The organism is Serratia sp. TMDUHS_CL (assembly GCF_037137105.1).
Lineage (GTDB): Bacteria > Pseudomonadota > Gammaproteobacteria > Enterobacterales > Enterobacteriaceae > Serratia > Serratia nevei.
In genome coordinates this window covers 724,565-742,538 of the sequence record NZ_JBBBDV010000001.1, presented here as the reverse complement: position 1 = coordinate 742,538, position 17,974 = coordinate 724,565, and the positions used below count along the sequence as shown (strand labels likewise).

The 17,974-nt window shown below is 61.7% G+C and carries 16 protein-coding genes; 6 read left to right on the top strand and 10 right to left on the bottom strand.

What is annotated here, in order from left to right:
* Positions 1-289: 289 nt before the first annotated feature.
* The 6 genes from WCL58_RS03520 (at position 290) to WCL58_RS03495 (ending at position 6,679) form a co-directional block, all read left to right on the top strand.
* Positions 290-892: an amino acid synthesis family protein gene (locus WCL58_RS03520; protein WP_033648297.1), complete on the top strand. Its 603-nt coding sequence runs from the start codon at positions 290-292 to the stop codon at positions 890-892.
* On the top strand, positions 864-1,691 hold the full coding sequence (locus WCL58_RS03515) for an alpha/beta fold hydrolase (RefSeq protein ID WP_197779313.1): 828 nt from the start codon (positions 864-866) through the stop codon (positions 1,689-1,691). The genes WCL58_RS03520 and WCL58_RS03515 overlap by 29 nt, the downstream gene beginning before the upstream one ends.
* Positions 1,678-2,607, top strand: a complete 930-nt coding sequence (locus tag WCL58_RS03510; RefSeq protein ID WP_336850519.1) for a flavin reductase family protein — start codon at positions 1,678-1,680, stop codon at positions 2,605-2,607. The genes WCL58_RS03515 and WCL58_RS03510 overlap by 14 nt, the downstream gene beginning before the upstream one ends.
* A 19-nt stretch (positions 2,608-2,626) precedes the next feature.
* The gene (locus tag WCL58_RS03505) at positions 2,627-3,664 is read left to right on the top strand and encodes an LLM class flavin-dependent oxidoreductase (protein ID WP_049199552.1); all 1,038 of its coding nucleotides are present in this window, start codon (positions 2,627-2,629) and stop codon (positions 3,662-3,664) included.
* 11 nt (positions 3,665-3,675) lie between these two features.
* Entirely contained in the window at positions 3,676-5,142 is a 1,467-nt protein-coding gene (locus WCL58_RS03500) for an aldehyde dehydrogenase (RefSeq protein WP_180548598.1), read from the top strand.
* Between the two features lie 151 nt (positions 5,143-5,293).
* Positions 5,294-6,679 carry a purine-cytosine permease family protein gene (locus WCL58_RS03495; RefSeq protein ID WP_060418931.1) on the top strand — a complete coding sequence of 462 codons (1,386 nt, stop codon included), beginning with the start codon at positions 5,294-5,296 and terminating at the stop codon, positions 6,677-6,679.
* A gap of 406 nt (positions 6,680-7,085) precedes the next feature.
* Here the strand turns inward: WCL58_RS03495 and pqqF are convergent, their stop codons facing one another.
* From pqqF to WCL58_RS03445, 10 genes are all read right to left on the bottom strand, one after another.
* On the bottom strand, positions 7,086-9,398 hold the full coding sequence (pqqF, locus tag WCL58_RS03490) for a pyrroloquinoline quinone biosynthesis protein PqqF (RefSeq protein ID WP_336850516.1): 2,313 nt from the start codon (positions 9,396-9,398) through the stop codon (positions 7,086-7,088).
* A 2-nt stretch (positions 9,399-9,400) separates the two neighbouring features.
* On the bottom strand, positions 9,401-10,537 hold the full coding sequence (pqqE, locus tag WCL58_RS03485) for a pyrroloquinoline quinone biosynthesis protein PqqE (RefSeq protein WP_060439955.1): 1,137 nt from the start codon (positions 10,535-10,537) through the stop codon (positions 9,401-9,403).
* A complete protein-coding gene (gene pqqD, locus WCL58_RS03480; RefSeq protein ID WP_016927749.1) occupies positions 10,530-10,808 on the bottom strand; it encodes a pyrroloquinoline quinone biosynthesis peptide chaperone PqqD in 279 nt (92 codons plus the stop codon). Before pqqD ends, pqqE begins: the two co-directional genes overlap by 8 nt.
* Entirely contained in the window at positions 10,808-11,563 is a 756-nt protein-coding gene (gene pqqC / locus WCL58_RS03475) for a pyrroloquinoline-quinone synthase PqqC (protein WP_336850514.1), read from the bottom strand. Before pqqC ends, pqqD begins: the two co-directional genes overlap by 1 nt.
* 9 nt (positions 11,564-11,572) lie before the next feature.
* Positions 11,573-12,484, bottom strand: coding sequence for a pyrroloquinoline quinone biosynthesis protein PqqB (gene pqqB / locus WCL58_RS03470; RefSeq protein WP_060418923.1), 912 nt, complete (start codon positions 12,482-12,484; stop codon positions 11,573-11,575).
* A 58-nt stretch (positions 12,485-12,542) separates the two neighbouring features.
* Positions 12,543-12,620, bottom strand: a complete 78-nt coding sequence (gene pqqA / locus WCL58_RS03465) for a pyrroloquinoline quinone precursor peptide PqqA (protein WP_004937827.1) — start codon at positions 12,618-12,620, stop codon at positions 12,543-12,545.
* A 117-nt stretch (positions 12,621-12,737) separates the two neighbouring features.
* Entirely contained in the window at positions 12,738-13,787 is a 1,050-nt protein-coding gene (locus WCL58_RS03460) for a dipeptidase (RefSeq protein ID WP_087762829.1), read from the bottom strand.
* 133 nt (positions 13,788-13,920) lie between these two features.
* Positions 13,921-14,847 (bottom strand): LysR family transcriptional regulator, encoded by a 927-nt coding sequence (locus WCL58_RS03455; protein ID WP_060418919.1) that lies wholly within the window; start codon positions 14,845-14,847, stop codon positions 13,921-13,923.
* A gap of 141 nt (positions 14,848-14,988) precedes the next feature.
* Positions 14,989-16,458, bottom strand: coding sequence for a pyridoxal phosphate-dependent decarboxylase family protein (locus tag WCL58_RS03450; protein ID WP_033638493.1), 1,470 nt, complete (start codon positions 16,456-16,458; stop codon positions 14,989-14,991).
* Positions 16,459-16,476: 18 nt separating this feature from the next.
* Positions 16,477-17,859: a diaminobutyrate--2-oxoglutarate transaminase gene (locus WCL58_RS03445; RefSeq protein ID WP_336850511.1), complete on the bottom strand. Its 1,383-nt coding sequence runs from the start codon at positions 17,857-17,859 to the stop codon at positions 16,477-16,479.
* Positions 17,860-17,974: the final 115 nt, after the last annotated feature.

Sequence of the window (17,974 nt, the reverse complement as noted above, 5' to 3'; positions counted from 1 at the left end):
AAAAAAAACGCTTTTCGTTGCCGATACCCGCTGGCTCAACGGGTTCGGCACGGGCACCGGCCGCTGAGCGGAAGCGGTCGTGGCCGGCGTTTCGCCCCCGGCCAAAGCCCATACGGGTTTATTAAGCTTTTGATTAATATCGGTTATTTTCAATTTTCCTTTACCGTCTTAGATGAAAATAAGAATACCGTATTATGGTATACCAAATTTTGACATGCCAATCTGCCCGATGTTATACCCTCGACTCGTGACATCTGATTAACATTTGATTTACTTTTCGAGGTCCCTTATGCATCAAGACATCCGTAAGACTCTGGTTTCCACAGAAACCCTCTACGCCGACGGTGGCAAATCGGCGGGCAAACCGCTGGTGATGATCGCGGCGGCGGCGGTGATTAAAAACCCCTGGGCCGGGCAAGGCTTTGTTGAGGATCTGGCGCCAAAGATTCGAGAAATGGCGCCGGTGCTGGGTGAGCTGCTGACCGGTTTGATCCTCAAAGAGGCCGGCTCCGGCGAGCGGGTGGAAGCCTTCGGCAAAAGCGCAGTGGTGGGGCTGGGCGGTGAGTTGGAACACGCCTCGGCGCTGATTCACACGCTGCATTTCGGCAACCACTACCGCTCGGCGGTCAACGGTAAAAGCTATCTGGCGTTCAACAATACCCGCGGGCCGGCCAACGCGCCGATCCTGATCCCGATGATGGGGAAAAACGACGAAGGCAGCCGCGAGCACTACCTGACATTCCAGTTCAACATCAACGACGCGCCTTTCGACGACGAAATCGTCATCGCACTGGGCGCGGCGCTGGGAGGGCGGCCGCATCACCGTATCGGCAACCGTTATTTGGATCTGAAAGAGCTGGGCCATGATCAGAACAATCCGGCAGCTGTCTGAGCCCGCTCTGCGGGTGGGGTATCTGGAGGCCGGGCGTGGCGAGCCGCTGGTGCTGATCCACGGCGTAGGCATGAACGCGGAGACCTGGTATCCCCAGCTCGATGCGCTTAGCGCGCACTTTCGGGTCATCGCCGTCGATATGCCGGGCCACGGCGAAAGCGAAGGCTTCGCCCACGCTGCGACGCTGGAGGATTACGTGCGCTGGATGGCGGCCTTCTTAAACACCCTGGAGACGCCGAGCGTTGCGGTGGCGGGGCACTCGATGGGGGCGTTGATCACCGCCGGTTTGGCGATCGATTATCCGGAACGGGTCAAACGCGCCGTGGTGATGAGCGGCGTGTTCCAGCGCTCGGCCCAGGCCAGTGCCGCGGTTGCGCAACGCGCCAGCGCGTTGGCCAGCGGCCAGACGCAGATCGACTCGCCGCTGAGCCGGTGGTTTGGCGCCGATCCCGCCGAACAGCGTCTGCGCCGGCAGGTGGGGGGCTGGTTGCAACAGGTGGACGTCACGGGCTACGCCCGCGCGTATCAGGCGTTTGCTACCGGCGATCGGGTGTATGCCCAGCGTTGGCACCTTATCCGCTGCCCGGTGTTGGTATTGACCGGCGAGCACGATGCCAACTCCAGCCCAGAGATGGCGCGGCAAATGGCGCAGGCCGCACCGAACGGGCGCGCGGTGATCATTGAGAACGCCAAACACATGGTCAGTCTGACCGATGCGCAACGCGTCAACGCGCTGATGCTCGATTTTCTGACCGCAGAGCAACCTTTGACTTTAGGAGCGGCAAATGGACGCGGATAAACGCAGGCAGTTGCGCGACGCTTTCGGCGCCTTTATGACCGGCGTCACCATTGTGACCTCGGTGGACAAGCAGGGGCGGCCGATTGGCTTCACCGCCAATTCGTTTTCATCGGTGTCGCTGGATCCGGCGCTGCTGTTGGTGAGCATCGATAAACGTTCGGCAAACCTGGAACACTTCACCCAGTGCAGCCACTTCGCCATCAATATTCTGGCGGAACAGCAAAAAGAGGCTTCAACCATTTTTGCGCAAAAGAACGAAGACCGCTTTGCGCTGATCGATTGGCGCTGGAGCGCGTCACGGGTGCCGCTGATCGATAACAGTTCGGCGTGGTTCGACTGCTCGCTGCATCAGGTGGTGGATGCCGGCGACCATGCCATTCTGATCGGCCAGGTCGAAGGGTTCGAGTCCAACGCCACCGCCGGTCTGGGGTATTACCGCGGTGCCTATTTCACGCCGTATCAAAACGCGCAGTCGCTGATTGGCGGGCCGCAGGTGGTGGTGAGCGCGCTGATCGAGTTTGAAGGGCATGCCGTGATGGTACGGCAAAACGACGGCGGCTATCAGCTGCCGTCCAGCGCGGTGGAGAAACGCAGCGTCAGCGAAACGTTGGGGGATTTACTGCAGCAGTTGGGCATCAACGCCCATCCGGGTTTCGTCTATTCCGTCTATGACGACCGGCAGAAGCACCAGCAGCACATCGTTTTTCTGTGTGCGCTGCCGACCGACGCCGGCAGCCTGACGCCGCAGCTGAGCGCGGCGGAATGGTTCGATATGCCGACGCTGGCGCGGCTGCCGATCAAGGATCCGGCGCTGCGGTCGATGCTGGGCCGGTTCGTCAAAGAAAACGCCGTGGGCAATTACGGTATCTATTATGGCGATGAGCACAGCGGTGCCATCAAGCAATTCGCCGGTTGAGGCTGAACGGGAGAGTGTGATGAAACTGTCTTTATTCGTGCATATGGAACGAACGTTACCCGAAGAGTCGCAGGAAAAGCTCTACCAGGAGATGATCGAACTCTGCGAAATCGCCGATCGCGGCGGCATGCACGCCATCTGGACCGGTGAGCACCACGGCATGAATTTCACCATCGCGCCGAATCCATTCATCAATTTGGCGGACATTGCCCGGCGCACCTCCAGGGTGCGGCTCGGCACCGGCACCATCATTGCGCCGTTCAACCACCCGATCCGTCTGGCGGGCGAGGCGGCGATGACCGACATCATCACCGGCGGCAGGCTGGAGCTGGGTATCGCGCGTGGCGCCTATTCCTATGAATACGAACGGCTGATGCCCGGTTTGACCGCCTGGGATGCGGGGCAGCGCATGCGCGAGCTGATCCCGGCGGTAAAAAAACTCTGGCAGGGCGACTATGCCCATCAGGGGGAATACTGGTCGTTCCCGGCGACCACCTCCTCGCCGCTGCCGAAACAGCAGCCGCATCCGCCGATTTGGGTGGCGGCGCGCGATCCCAACAGCCACGAATTTGCGGTGCAAAACGGCTGCAACGTTCAGGTGACGCCGCTGCATCAGGGGGAAGAGGAGATCGTGCGGCTGGTGACCTGTTTCAACGAGGCGCGTGCACGCTTCGCCGCCGAGCAGCCGCTGAAGATCATGCTGTTGCAGCATGGCTATGTGGCGGAAGACGAGGCGGACGCCCGCCTGGCGGCGGAAGAGCTCAACCGTTTCTACCACTACTTCGGCGCCTGGTTCAAGAACCAGCGGCCGGTGCGGCAAGGGCTGATTCAGCCGCTGAGCGATGAAGAGATCGCCGCCAATACCTATTATTCCGCCGAGATGATGCGCACTAACCTGGCTATCGGTACCGCCAATGAGGTCATTACGCGGCTGAAAAAATATGAGGCGCTGGGTTATGACGAGTTTGCGTTGTGGATCGACAGCGGCATGAGCTTTGCACGTAAAAAGGCCTCTCTGGAGCGGTTCATTCGCTGCGTGATGCCGGAATTTCACTGACGGAGGCGCTGATGGAATCATTCAAACTCTACATCGACGGCCGGTTTGACGCCGGTTCGGCGACCTTCGCCTCGCTCAACCCGGCGACCGGTGAACCCTGGGCGCAGGTGGCGGAAGCCCGCGCCCAGGATGTGGATCGCGCCGTTGCCGCGGCGCACCGGGCGTTTCAGGGAGCCGAATGGCGCGATATGACCGCCGGCGCGCGCGGCAAGCTGTTGTTGCGGCTGGCCGATTTGCTGGAGCAACACGCTCCCGAGCTGGCGCGGCTGGAGACGCTGGATACCGGCAAGATCATCCGGGAAACCCAGGCGCAGATCGCTTATGTGGCGGAATACTACCGGTACTACGCCGGCCTGGCCGACAAGATGGAAGGCAGCGTGCTGGCGATCGACAAACCTGACATGGAAACCTGGGTGCGGCGAGAACCGATCGGGGTGGTGGCGGCGATCGTGCCCTGGAATAGCCAGCTGTTTCTTGCGGCGGTGAAAATCGGCCCGGCGATCGCCGCCGGCTGCACGCTGGTGGTCAAAGCGGCGGAAACCGCGCCGGCGCCGCTGCTGGCGTTCGCCAGGCTGATAGACGAGGCCGGTTTTCCACGCGGCGTATGCAATGTGATCACCGGCTTTGCCGCCGACTGCGGCGCGGTGCTGACGGCGCATCCGCAGGTAGACCACATCGCCTTTACCGGCGGCGCGGAAACCGCGAAGCACATCGTTCGCGGCAGTGCGGAAAACCTCGCCAGCACCTCGCTGGAGCTGGGCGGGAAATCGCCGTTTATCGTCTTCGACGATGCGGATCTGACCAGCGCGGCGAATGCGCAGGTGGCGGCCATTTTCGCCGCGTCGGGCCAGAGCTGCGTAGCCGGTTCGCGCCTGTTGGTGGCAGAAAGCATCAAAGACGCGTTTTTGGCCCGGCTGACGGAGAAGGTGCGCAGTATTCGCATCGGGCCGCCGGATCGCCCGGACACCCAGTTCGGGCCGCTTTGTACCCGGCAGCAGCAAGAGCGGATCGCCGCCATCGTCAGCCGCTCGCTGGAGCAGGGGGCGAAACTGGTGGTTGGCCACGCGGCGATCGATTCACAGGGCTTTTATTACCCGCCGACGATCGTCGACTGCAGTGCGCAACCCGACGCCGAGTGCGTAAAGCAAGAGCTGTTCGGCCCGGTGCTGTCGGTGTTGACCTTCAGGGACGAAGCGGAGGCGATTCAGCTTGCCAATGATTCAGCCTATGGCCTGGCGGCCGGCATTTTCACGCAGAACCTGACGCGTGCGCATCGGGTGACCCGACGCCTGCGGGTGGGCGTGGTGTGGCTGAATACCTATCGGGCGGTATCGCCGCTGGCGCCGTTCGGCGGCTACGGCAAGTCGGGGGTTGGCCGCGAGGGCGGGATTGACGCCGCGCTGGAATATACCACCAGCAAGACGGTGTGGCTGCGCACCAGTGACGATCCGATAGACGATCCCTTCGTCATGCGCTGAGTCAGCGTAATCAGGCGCGATCTCAGGTCGCGCCGGCAGCTCTGTTTTCATCGCGTTGATACAGGCGCGCCGGGGCAAACGCACGCTTTTTCGACCTATTCGCACCCTACACGCTGTAAAAAAATAAGAATCCACGTTAACCGGGGGATATATGAATTCTCAGCCAGAGCAGACCGCGTTTATTGAAGACAAGTCGATCGATTTTGTTCCCGCCGCGGAGCGTCACGGCCATGCCCGCAGCCTGTTTACCCTGTGGTTTTGCACCAACATTGCGCCGCTGGCGGTGGTGACCGGGGCCATCTCCACGCAGACGTTTCATCTCGATATTCTCTCGGCGCTGAGCGCGATTGTCGCCGGCCACCTGTTCGGGGGCATTTTTCTGGCGCTGACCTCGGCCCAGGGGCCGCAGGTCGGGATACCGCAAATGGTGCAGAGCCGGGCGCAGTTCGGCCGCTATGGTTCGCTGTTGGTGATCGTGTTCACCACGGTGATCTATCTGGGGTTCTTTATTTCCAACATCACGCTTTCGGGCAAGGTCATCCATAACGTCATCCCATCATTGAGCATGGGCGTGGCGACGGTGATTGGCGCGGTGCTGGCGACGCTGATCGGGGTGGTGGGCTACCGTTTCATCCACAAGATCAACAAAATCGGCGCCTGGGTGATGGGCAGCGCGCTGATTCTCGGGTTGGTATTGATGTTTTCTCAACCGCTGCCGGCGGATTTTTGGCAGCGGGGATCGTTCAGCATTGCCGGTTGGTTCGCCACATTCTGCATCGGCGCCGTCTGGCAAATCAGTTTCTCGCCCTACACGTCAGACTATTCGCGTTACCTGCCGGCGGAAGTCGGCATTGCCAAACCCTTCCTGTATACCTATCTGGGCGCCTGCAGCGGTACCATTTTAGCCTTCGTGTTCGGTATGGTGGCGGTCAATCTGGTCGCCGGCAGCGACGATGCCATGGAGGCGGTACGCCAGGCGACGGGAGGGTTGGGGCCGGTGCTGATGGTGCTGTTTCTGATCAACATCATCTGCCATAACTCGATGAATTTGTACGGTGCGGTGCTCTCGTTGATTACCGCCGTACAAACCTTCTTGCCGCAGTGGATGCCTAATGCGCGGATACGTACGCTGTTCTCGGCATTGATTTTGCTGGGATCGGTATGGGTGGCGTTGGTTGCCTCGGCCAACTTTGTACATCTGTTCCTGAACCTGATCTTTGCCTTGATCTCGGTGCTGATCCCGTGGTGCATGATCAACCTGATCGATTTTTACCTGCTTAACCGCCAACGCTATGACATTTCGGCCATTTTCAGCGCCGACGGCGGGCGCTACGGCCTGCTTAACACCCGCGCGCTCGGCGTTTATTTCGGCGGTATTGCGGTGCAGGTGCCTTTTGTTGAGAACGCGTTCTTCTCCGGCCCTTACGCCAATCTGATCCCGGGCGCAGACATTTCCTGGGTGATCAGCATGGTGCTGACCGGCATCGCTTACCCACTGTGTTGTTCACGACGGGCTAACTGGGCGGTGCAATTATAACTCTCGAGCCTCGCCGGCCAGCATAAAAGGCCGGTTTGAGGGATGTGATAAAGTAATATTTAGAACAGGATGTTTCTAATTTTTTAATTTATTAAATTAGATAATAATCATATGAAATGGCTAAATGGATTTGGGCTAACTTATGATTGTTATATTAATGTTGCTGCTCATGGTGTTTTATATATCTCTAGCTTATGAGTTTAGAAGAATGAAAAAGCGAAGAATATATGCCTGGTATAAAAGGAAAAGGAAGAAGTCGGTTAAGCGATTTATCAACATGCTCTTATTTAAATAATTTTCCGGAGCAAGCTTTACAGGGATAACATGATTTTCTGAGACATATCTTTTCCTGATGATTGTTTGTCTTGCTGCGTTTATATCGCGTCGGATTGGCATCGCCGCAACATCAGCCTGCGGGGAACAGCCGCTGCTGCCAATCCGTCAGTTGCGTCAGTGTCATCGGCTTGGCGGCAATGAGTGCGCGATTTTCCAAGGCAATTTCTCGGGCGCGCTGCAACGATTCGGTGCTGAGGCGCTGCAGGCCTTGCCGCAGCGCCTGTTGTATTTGCGCCAGCTCGCCAGCGCCAACGTGCGCCAGCTCTTGGCGCATCTGCAGTAAGAATTCGTCGGTTAACTGCCGCAGCTGTTCAACGTTGAACGTCGGGGATTGCAGCGCGAACAGCAGGCCTTCGGCATCGGCACAGCGGTGGAAGGCGCATTGCACCACATAGCCCACGTTGCGATCTACGCGCAACCGCTGAAAATAACGCGGGGCGTAAAGCTGAGCCAGCACGCGCAGCGCCCAACGGCCTTCGGCTTCGCCGTTCGGCAGCGGGTAAAACTGCAGTAAGGCGCTTTCGGCGCCGCTTTCCGTCAGCGTGACGGGGCGATGATGGTGATGTGTCGGCAGCGGCGGCTCCGCGGCCACGGAATAGGGGAAACCGTACAGCAGGTGCGACAGCTGCCGTTTTAACTCGCCATCGCCGCCGATCAAGGTGGCATGCCATTGCGCCGCTGCGGTTGGCGCGCTGAGCGCCGCCGGCAATTGGGCTAACAGACGGCGAATGGCGATATCGTTTTGCGCTTTCCGCTGCGTATGGCGCAGGTTTCTCGCCGCCTCGTTGAGCACGGCCGGCGACAACACCGCCAGCGCGCGGTTTACTACGCTCAGCCCACGGCAGATCAGCGAGTGGCTGCCCGCCAACTGCAGCAGCCACACGCCCTGGTGGCGTTCGAAGCTTAAATGTCCCTCCTGATGCGCCAGTTCGGCCGCCCCGGCGCGCAGCGCCGCCTGTATGCCGCAGGCCTGTTCATCGCTGAAGGGGCTGGACGGCGCCGGCCGCAGCAACAGCACCGGCTGCGCTTCGCCAGGGAGCAGATGCCGCAGCGGCGCCAGGCCGGAAGGCAAAGTCGGACTCGGCAGCGCCGCCGAGGCGGTGAAAAAGCGAAAAGGTTCCGCTGCGGGCGTCAGCGCGGCGCCGACGAAGGGGCCAAGCGCCAGCGGCAGCCCTTGAATTTCACGGGTTTCGCCGCCGCCATCGGGCCGCACGGCCAGGCGGCGGCGCGGCGCGCTAATCAGCGCCGCAATATGCCGTGGCCAATCGTCGTTCGGCTCCGCCGGCGGCAACCCAAACGCTCTGGCGCGTAGTTGATCGAGCGGCGCCAAACGGTGGAGATCGCGATTGGCCAGCCGTTCGTAATGCGCAAGCTGAGCCGGTGCCAGCACCTGCAGCGCCTGCAGCCACGCCAACAACGCGCTTTCGATGTGGGCAGCTTCAGTGGCTGAACCGTGATTGACGGTAAAGATAAAACTCAGCAGCGCGTTGTTCTCGCTGCAGCGCGAATAATCAAGCCGAACCGCATCGCACCACGCCTGAGCGCGCAGCCGCGCCAGCAGCCCGCCGGGGGCTTCGTCCAGCAGCAGGCGCTCCAGCCGCCGCAGCCAACCGCGCGCATGGGAGCGCGACAGGGCAAACACCAGTCTCAGCTGCGGCGTGCCGGGAAGAGACAGAGTGTAATCTTTCGCAGCGGTCAGCGGCGGTGAGGCTTTGTGCGGTATGGCGCTGCCCGATGGCAAGCGGCTGCCGTAACGCTGGGCCAGAACATGCAGCTGCGCCAGCGATTGTGGGCCTTGCAGCCACAGCGTCAGGTTTGGCGCGCGAAAATAGCGCCGGTGAAACTGCCGCAGCGCCTGCTGCAGGGCGGAAATGTCGTTGCCGAAAGCGGCGCGGCTGCCAATATGAAAGCGGTGCATGGCGTCCAGGCCGGCGAACATCTGCCGCTGTGCGGCTTCGCAGCGGGTTTCCACCTCGGCGCGCAGCAGGCGGTATTCGGCGTCGATGACCTCAACCTCCTGTGCGATCGCCTCGGCCGCCAGCTGTGGGGCGGCGAGCATATCGCTCAGCCGCGCCAGCCCCTGCGCCAAATGATCGGCGCCCACCTCGAAGAAAAACGCGGTTTGCGTGGCCTGAGTGGTGGCATTCAGGCGGCCGCCCACTGACGGTACCCAGCCCATCAAACTATCTTGCGCGCTGAAGTTCGCGCTGCCGCGAAACAACATATGCTCCAGCAGATGCGCCAGGCCCGGCCAGGCGGTGGGCGCCTGAAAACTGCCCGCTTCAATGCGCACCAGCGCGGCGGCGCTAGCGGCGGCAGGATCGCTTATCGCCTTGACGGCCAAACCGTTGTCGAGCTGCCAGGAGGCGCCGGCGAGTGCCATCGTCAACCCTTGAAAATCAGACGGGAGTTGGTTTGATTGCGAAAACGCAGCTGATCGATACCGATCTGCGAACGATTCGCCGCTTCCCGCGCCGCCAGAATGGTGCCGTGGTGCGGCGATTTGCCGCATACCGGGTCGGCGTTGTCGGCGTTGCCGGTCAGCATGAACGCCTGGCAGCGGCAGCCACCGTAGTCTTTCTCTTTCTCCGAGCAGGAACGGCAGGGCTCCGGCATCCAGTCATAGCCGCGATAGCGGTTAAAACCGAACGAGTGGTACCAGATATGCTGCAGATCGTGCTCCAGCACCGACGGGAAGGCGATTGGCAACTGACGGGCGCTATGACAGGGTAACGCCATGCCTTCCGGCGTTACGCTCATGAAGATCGCACCCCAGCCGCCCATGCAGCCTTTGGGGCGCTCCTCGTAGTAGTCCGGCGTGACGAACAGCAGGTTGGCCAGCTTGCCGTCGGCGGCCATGCGTTCGCGGTAGCGTTTTACCACCGCTTCCGCGTCGGCGATCTGCTCGCGGGTCGGCAGCAGGCCCTCGCGGTTGAGGTGTGCCCAGCCGTAGAACTGGCAGGTCGCCAGCTCGACGTCGTCGGCGTCCAGCTGGATCGCCAGTTCGATAATGCGGTCGATCTGACCGATATTGTGGCGATGCAACACGAAGTTGAGCACCATCGGATAGCCGAGCGCCTTGACCGCCCTGGCCATGGCCAGCTTCTGCTGAAACGCCTTGGCGGAGCCCGCCAGTGCGGCGTTCAGCGTTTCGTCGCTGGCCTGAAAACTGATCTGGATATGGTCCAGCCCGGCATCGGCGAAGGTCTGCAGCTTCTTCTCGGTCAGGCCGATGCCGGAAGTGATCAGGTTGGTGTAAAAGCCGAGATCGCGCGCGGCGGCGATCAGCTCGGGCAGGTCTTTACGCACCAGCGGCTCGCCGCCGGAAAAACCGAGCTGCACGCTGCCCATCGCCCGCGCCTGGCGAAACACCTCAATCCACTGCGCGGTGGTCAGCTCTTTTTCCTGCGCGGCAAAATCGAGCGGGTTGGAGCAATAGGGGCACTGCAGCGGGCAGCGGTAGGTCAGCTCCGCCAGCAGCCATAGCGGCGGGTTCACCGCCGGCGCGCGTGCTTCAGTCACGGAAGGTCACCCATTTTTGTTCGTAGGCGCGCTGGAAAAACTCCAGCACGTCATCCGCCAACCCCTCGGCGCCGGGAAAGCGGGCGTTCAGCTGCGCGATGATGCCGTTCAGCGTGGTGTGGCCGTCGACCAGCTGCAAGATGGCGGCGGCGCTGTCGTTCAGCTTGGCCATGCCTTCCGGGTAGAGGATCACGTGGCTATTTTGCACTTGCTCCCATTGCAGGCGGTAGCCGCGGCGGAAGACCGGGGTGTGTTCAGGGTTCAGCGTCATTACACCAGCCTCTGGTTGTGCCATACCCGCGCGGCGGTCACGCTGTGAAAAGGCGGGCGGTTCAGGGTATAGGCCATGCTCATGGCGTCCAGCATGCTCCACAGAATATCCAGTTTGAACTGCAGGATCTCCAGCATGCGCTGCTGCTTTTCAACGGTGTCGCAATAGTCCAGCGCCAACGCCAGGCCGTGCTCCACATCGCGGTTGGCCTGGCCGAGGCGGCTGCGGAAATAGTCGTAGCCGGCGGCGTCGATCCACGGATAGTGCTGCGGCCAGCTGTCAAGGCGCGACTGGTGGATTTGCGGCGCGAACAGTTCGGTCAGCGAGCTGCAGGCCGCTTCTTGCCAGCAGGCGCGGCGCGCGAAATTGACGTAGGCGTCCACCGCAAAGCGCACGCCCGGCAGCACCAACGCTTCAGAGAGCAGGGTGTCGCGCTGCAGCCCGACGGCTTCGCCCAGGCGCAGCCAGGCTTCGATGCCGCCTTCGCTGCCGCCGTAGCCATCGTGATCCAGGATGCGCTGCACCCATTTGCGGCGGGTTTCCTGCTGCGGGCAGTTAGCCATGATCGCCGCGTCTTTGATCGGAATGCTGGTCTGGTAGTAGAACCGGTTGGCCACCCAGCCCTGGATCTGCTCGCGGGTTGCTTCACCGTTGTGCATCGCGATGTGGTACGGGTGGTGGATATGGTAATAAGCGCCTTTGGCGCGCAGCGCCGCTTCAAATGCCGGCGGAGTCAGGGGCAGTGGTTGCGTCATGGCGGTTCCCTACAGTTCGATATTCATGCCGTCCCAGCTCACTTCAATGCCGGCGGCGGTCAGGCTTTGCCGCTCTGCCGAGTCTTCATTGAGGATTGGGTTGGTATTGTTAATGTGGATCAGGATTTTGCGCCTGGCGGGCAAGGTGGCGAGCAGGGCCGCCAGCCCGTGTTCTTCCGCCAGCGCCAGATGCCCCATGTCTTTGCCGGTATTGCGGCCCACGCCGGCGTTGGCCAGCTCGTTGTCGCGCCACAGCGTGCCGTCGATCAGCAGGCAGTCCGCGCGGCGCAGCCACGGCATCAGCGCCTCGTCCGGCTCACCCAGGCCCGGTGCGTACAGCAGCCCGACCCCGCGCGCGGTATCTTCGATAAACAGCGCCACGTTGTGGCCCGGCAGCGGGCGATCGCGGTACGGCGAATAGGGCGGCGCGTTGCTGAGTAGCGGAATGGCGGTAAAGCGCACGGTCGGGCAGACCGCCGTGTGGAACGGCTCCCCGGGCGTCACCGGGTGGTGAATCAGCCCGCCGTTCCAGTGGGAGAGCATGGGAAACACCGGGAAGCCGGTGCTGAGATCGTCATGCACTTCAGGCGTGCACCAGACGTGATGCGGGCAGCCCTCGCGCAAATTGAGCAAGCCCGCGCTGTGATCGATCTGGCTGTCGGTCAACACGATCGCGCCGATACCGGTGCCGCGCAGCACATCGGGATTATTCAATTCGGGTGAGGCCAGCAGCTGGTGGCAAATGTCCGGGGAAACGTTGCACAGTACCCAGTTTTTACCGTCGTCGCTGACGGCGATGGAAGACTGGGTGCGGCGCGTGGCGTTGATGCTGTGGTCGCGAACGCCCCGGCAGTTGTCGCAGTTGCAATTCCACTGGGGAAAGCCGCCGCCTGCTGCTGAGCCGAGAACTTTTATCTGCATGTCTAAACCAGAAAGAGAGGGAAAGAAATGCCCGCGCGAAAGGCGGGCAGACGGGCGATTAACGGTTGGAAATGTACAGCGTCACTTCCAGACCCAGACGCAGGTCAACAAATTCAGGTTTAGTCCAGGTAGTCATAGCGGTGCTCCTTAGCATGCATCGTAATAGTTCGAGCCCAATGAGAAACATTCGCATTCGGCCGGCCCAATGTTGGCGAAATGTGACGGAGATCGCAACCTTTAAAGCGTAACCGGGTTATTCGCCCCAGGTGGTGGCGAGCACGTTCAGCCAGTTGCGCCAGGTCAGCTTCTCCAGCAGCCGGTTATCGAACCCGGCCTGTGCCAGCGCTTGCGTCAGCAGCGGCAGGCCGCCGACATCTGCCAACGGGTGCGGTACGTTGACCCCGTCAAAATCAGAGCCAAATCCCACGCGATCTTCACCAAGTTTAGCGATCAAATACTCAACGTGTTTAACAATTTCTGTTAAGCCAGTCGTTGCACTGTCACGTTTGCCGTCCGCACGCAGGAAGGCGGTACCGAAATTGACGCCGACCATCCCGCCGCTCTGAGCGATGGCGTCCAGCTGTGCGTCGGTCAGGTTACGCGGTTGCGGGCAGAGGGCGTGGGCGTTGGAGTGGGTGGCGACCAGCGGCGCGCGGCTCAGCTCGGCGGTTTGCCAGAAGGTTTTCTCGTTCATGTGCGAGACGTCTATCATGATGCGGCGGCGGTTGCAGGCGCGGATCAGCGCCTCGCCGGCCGGCGTCAGGCCGGGGCCGGTATCGGGTGAGCCGGGGAACGGCCCGCTGACGCCGGTGCCGAAGGCGTTCGGCAGATTCCAGAAGGGCCCGATGCTGCGCACGCCCAGCCGGTAGAAGGCCTCCAGCTGCGTCAGCTCCGCATCGATCATGCCGGCGCCTTCAATATGCAGCACCGCGGCGATTTGTCGGTTGAGACGACACTGTTCTATCTCGGTGGCGGTGCGACAGATGCGCAGCTGCCCCTGAGAAGCCTGCTCCAGCTGCTGCAGGATGGCGATTTGCCGTTCGGCGATCGCCAGCGGATCGAAGGTGGCCTGCGCCTCGTCCTGCGTTTGGTGGCGCATCTGGGCGATATAGCTGACCGGGGGAATAAATACCGCGAACAGCCCGCCGAAAAATCCGCCGCGCCGCATGCGGGCGAAATCGAGGTGGCCCGGCGTGACGCGGGAATAGAAGGCGGTGGCCGGATCGTCGTCATGCTGCAGCCACAGGTTGAGCAGCAGGTCGTTATGGCCGTCGAACACCGGCCAGAGAGGGGGAAGTGTCATGGGCGCTTCACTGAGTCAGGCATCGTGAACGCTATGTTCTCCCATCGCGCGAGGGGGAACAACCCTCAGGCTATGGGGGCTTTGCCGTCGGCGGGATCACTCGCCGTCAGCAAGGCAAAATTTAGTGACATTGTCACTCTGCGCGAAACGGTTCCTGCACGCGTTGGCGGCAGACCGTCAGCAGTAGCTGGCGCAGCCAGCGGTGATCGGCCTCGGCGTCCAGGCGCGGATGCCACATTTGCGACACGGTGATGGGCGGCGTTTTCACCGGCAGCTCGAAGACGCGCAGCGGGCCGCCCGCCGGTTGCGCATGCAGGAACGAGGCGGGCAGCAACGCCAGCAGGTTCGAGGCTTGCGCCACCGCCAGCGCGGCCGGAAAGCTCGGCACCACGGCGGCGATATGGCGTGCCAGCCCCAGCTCCGCCAGCGCGGCGTCTACCGGCCCGAGGATGCGCCCGCTGCGCGAGGCCACCACGTGGCCGCAGGCGGCGTAGTCGGCGGCGCCGATCGCCGGCTGCTGCGCCAGCGGGTGTGAGGTTCTCATCACGCCGACGAAGCGATCGCGGAACAGCGCCTGCAGGCGGATTTCCGGGCCCATGTCACCCAGCACGCCAATCTCCAGATCGACCAGCCCTTCACGCAGGGGGCGGTCGCTTTTCTCCGGCTTGGGCGCAAAGCGCAGTCGCACCCGCGGCGCCTGTTCGGCCGCGGCGGCGATCAGCGCCGGGCCGAAGGCTTCGACGAAGCCGTCGTTAGCACGCAGCGTAAAGGTCCGATCCAGCACGGCGGGATCCAATGCCCCCTGCGCCGGGCGCAACACCGCGCGCGCTTCGAACGCCGCGTGCCGCGCCCGCTCGCGCAGCGTTTCGGCATAGGGCGTCAGCACCATATGGCGGCCAGCGCGCACCAGCAGGGGATCGCCGGTGGCCGCGCGCAGCCGGCTGAGGGTGCGGCTCATCGCCGAGGCGCTTAAACCGAGACGCCGTGCGGCGCCGACGACGCTGCCCGCCGTCAGCAGCGCGTCGAGTGCGATCAACAGGTTGAAATCCGGATCGGTCATGCGTGGGTGTCCTGTGGTGCTGGAAATGGGGGAAGGCGTTTGCTGCAGTATATCAGCGTAAACGCTGCGTCTCCTGCGATTGATGAGCAATAAAAAAGCCGATAACGGAGGTTATCGGCTTGGGTGGCAGGCTGCGCGGCGTTACGCCGGCAGCTGCTGGGCGGTTTTCTCGACCAGCGCCAGCAACAGCTTGATGTCTTCCAGCGTCACGATCGGGTTCAGCAGCGTCATCTTCAGGCAGGTCACGCCATCGAACTCGGTCACGCCGACGTTGGCGCGGCCCGATTCCAGCAGGGCGTCGCCGATGCGCTGGTTGAACAGCGCGACGGCCGCGTCGCCGTTCGCCGCCAGCTGCGCCGGACGGTAGCGGAACAGCACGCTGGCCAGCTGCGGCTGCATCACCAGTTCCAGCGATTCCTGATCGGCGATGTAACGCGCCACCTGCTGCGCCAGCGTCACGCCATGATCGATGATCTCGGCGTATTGCTTCTGCCCCAGCGCTTCCAGCCCCATCCACAGCTTCAACGCATCGAAGCGGCGGGTGGTCTGCAGCGATTTGGACACCAGGTTCGGCACGCCTTGCGCTTCGTCGAACTCGGAGTTCAGGTAGGCCGCCTGATAGCGCATCAGCTCATAGTGGCGCTCGTCTTTCAGCAAGAAGGCCCCGCAGCTGATGGTCTGGAAGAACTGCTTGTGGAAGTCCAGGGTAATGGAGTCCACCAGTTCCAGGCCGTCCAGGTAGTCGCGGTACTGCTCGGAAAGCAGCAGCGCGCCGCCCCAGGCCGCATCCACGTGTACCCAAATCTGCTGCTGCGCCGCCAGCCGCGCGATGTCGCGCAGCGGGTCAATGGCACCGGCGTCGGTGGTGCCGGCGGTGGCGACAATCGCCATCACCTGCTCGCCGTTGGCCTTGGCCTGTGCCAGTTTTTCCGCCAGGTCGTTCACGTCCATACGGGCGAAGCGATCGGTTTTCACCAGGGTGACGGACTGATAGCCGAGGCCCATCAGCGCCATGTTCTTCTGCACCGAGAAGTGGGCGTTTTCAGAACAGAACACCTTCAGCTTGCGCAGATCGCCCACCAGGCCGTCCTGCTGCACGGAGTGGCCCTGACGCGCGAAGAACGCATCGCGCGCCAGCATCAGCCCCATCAGGTTGCTCTGGGTGCCGCCGCTGGTGAACACCCCGGCGTCGCCGGGCTGGTAACCGACCTGGGCACGCAGCCACTCGATCAGCTTCATTTCGATCAGCGTGGCCGACGGGCTTTGATCCCAGGAATCCATGCTCTGGTTGGTGGCGTTGATCAGCACTTCGGCAGCCTGGCTAATCACCAGGCTCGGGCAGTGCAGGTGCGCCACGCACTGTGGGTGGTGCACCGACAGGCTGTCTTTCAAAAAGTACTCGATGGCGCGATCAATCGCCGCCTGGTTGCCCAGGCCTTGCGGGGTGAAGTCGAGCTTGATGCGCTCGCGCAGTTCGGCCACGCTTTTGCCCTGATACATCTCGGGCTGTTGCAGCCACTGCACGACAGCTTCACTGCTCTGCGCGATCGCCTGGCGGTAAGCCTCGGCGCTGTGCGCCGAGGAAGCCAGAATCGGGTTTAACTTGGACATCGCGGTCATTCGCTCCAATCAGACTGGCTTGACGCCGGCGGCCAACAGCGCCTGCTCAAATTTATCCAGGAAAATACCCAGCTCATCGTTGGTGATCAGCAGCGAAGGCAGCAGGCGCAGCACGCAGCCGTTGCGCCCGCCGCGCTCCAGGATCAGGCCGGATTCGAAGCATTTCTTCTGCAGCAGCGCAGACAGTTCGCCATCGGCCGGGTAGCAGCCCATGTGATCCTGCGCTTCGTTCGGCTTGACGATCTCAATGCCGATCATCAGGCCCAGACCGCGGACGTGACCGATCACCGGATAACGTTTCTGCAGCTCGGCCAGTTTGCCTTTCAGCCATTCGCCCTGAGCGGCCACTTTGTCGGCGACCTTGTGCTCTTTCAGGTATTGCAGGGTGGTCAGGCCGGTGGCCATCGCCAGCTGGTTGCCGCGGAAGGTGCCGGTGTGGTGACCCGGTTCCCAGGCGTCAAACTCTTTCTTGATGCCCAGTACCGCGAGCGGCAAGCCGCCGCCGACCGCTTTCGACATCACGATGATGTCCGGCTCGATGCCGGCGTGTTCGAAGGCGAACAGCTTGCCCGTACGGGCGAAACCGGCCTGAACTTCGTCGATGATCAGCAGAATGCCATGCTCCTGCGTCACTTTGCGGATGCGCTGCAGCCACTCGGCCGGTGCCGGGTTAACGCCGCCTTCGCCCTGAACGGCTTCCAGGATCACCGCCGCCGGTTTACGCACGCCGCTTTCCACGTCGTTGATCAGGTTGTCGAAGTAGTAGGTCAGCGCCTTGACGCCGGCTTCGCCGCCGATGCCCAGCGGGCAGCGGTATTCATGCGGATAAGGCATGAACTGCACTTCCGGCATCATGCCGTTGATCGCCGCCTTCGGCGACAGGTTGCCGGTGACCGACAGCGCGCCGTGGGTCATGCCGTGATAACCGCCGGAGAAGCTGATCACGCTGGAACGGCCGGTGTGCTTTTTCGCCAGCTTCAGCGCGGCTTCCACCGCATCGGCACCGGACGGGCCGCAGAACTGCAGGCAATAGGCTTTGCCTTCGCCCGGCAACATAGAGAGCAGGTAATCGGAGAAACGATCTTTTAACGGGGTCGTGAGATCGAGAGTATGTAACGGCAAGCCGCTGGTAATGACATTTTGGATGCTTTGCAGGACGTCGGGGTGATTATGTCCAAGAGCCAACGTTCCCGCCCCGGCCAGGCAATCAAGATATTGATTATTCTCAACATCAGTGATCCAAACGCCCTGGGCTTTCGCAATTGCCAACGGCAATTTGCGCGGATAACTCCTAACATTCGACTCAAATTCGGCTTGGCGCGCCAAATAGGTTTCATTGTTTCCGTTTAATGAGTTTGCAACTAAAGTATCAATACGGACTTTATCCGTCATCATATCTCTCCTACAACCGAAGGTCTCAACACGCTCCGATTGAATTAATGAATTAGAAAAGTAACTGCCTTGTGAAAAGCGCGACCAATATATGGCTTTTTCGCCTGGGCCTCAA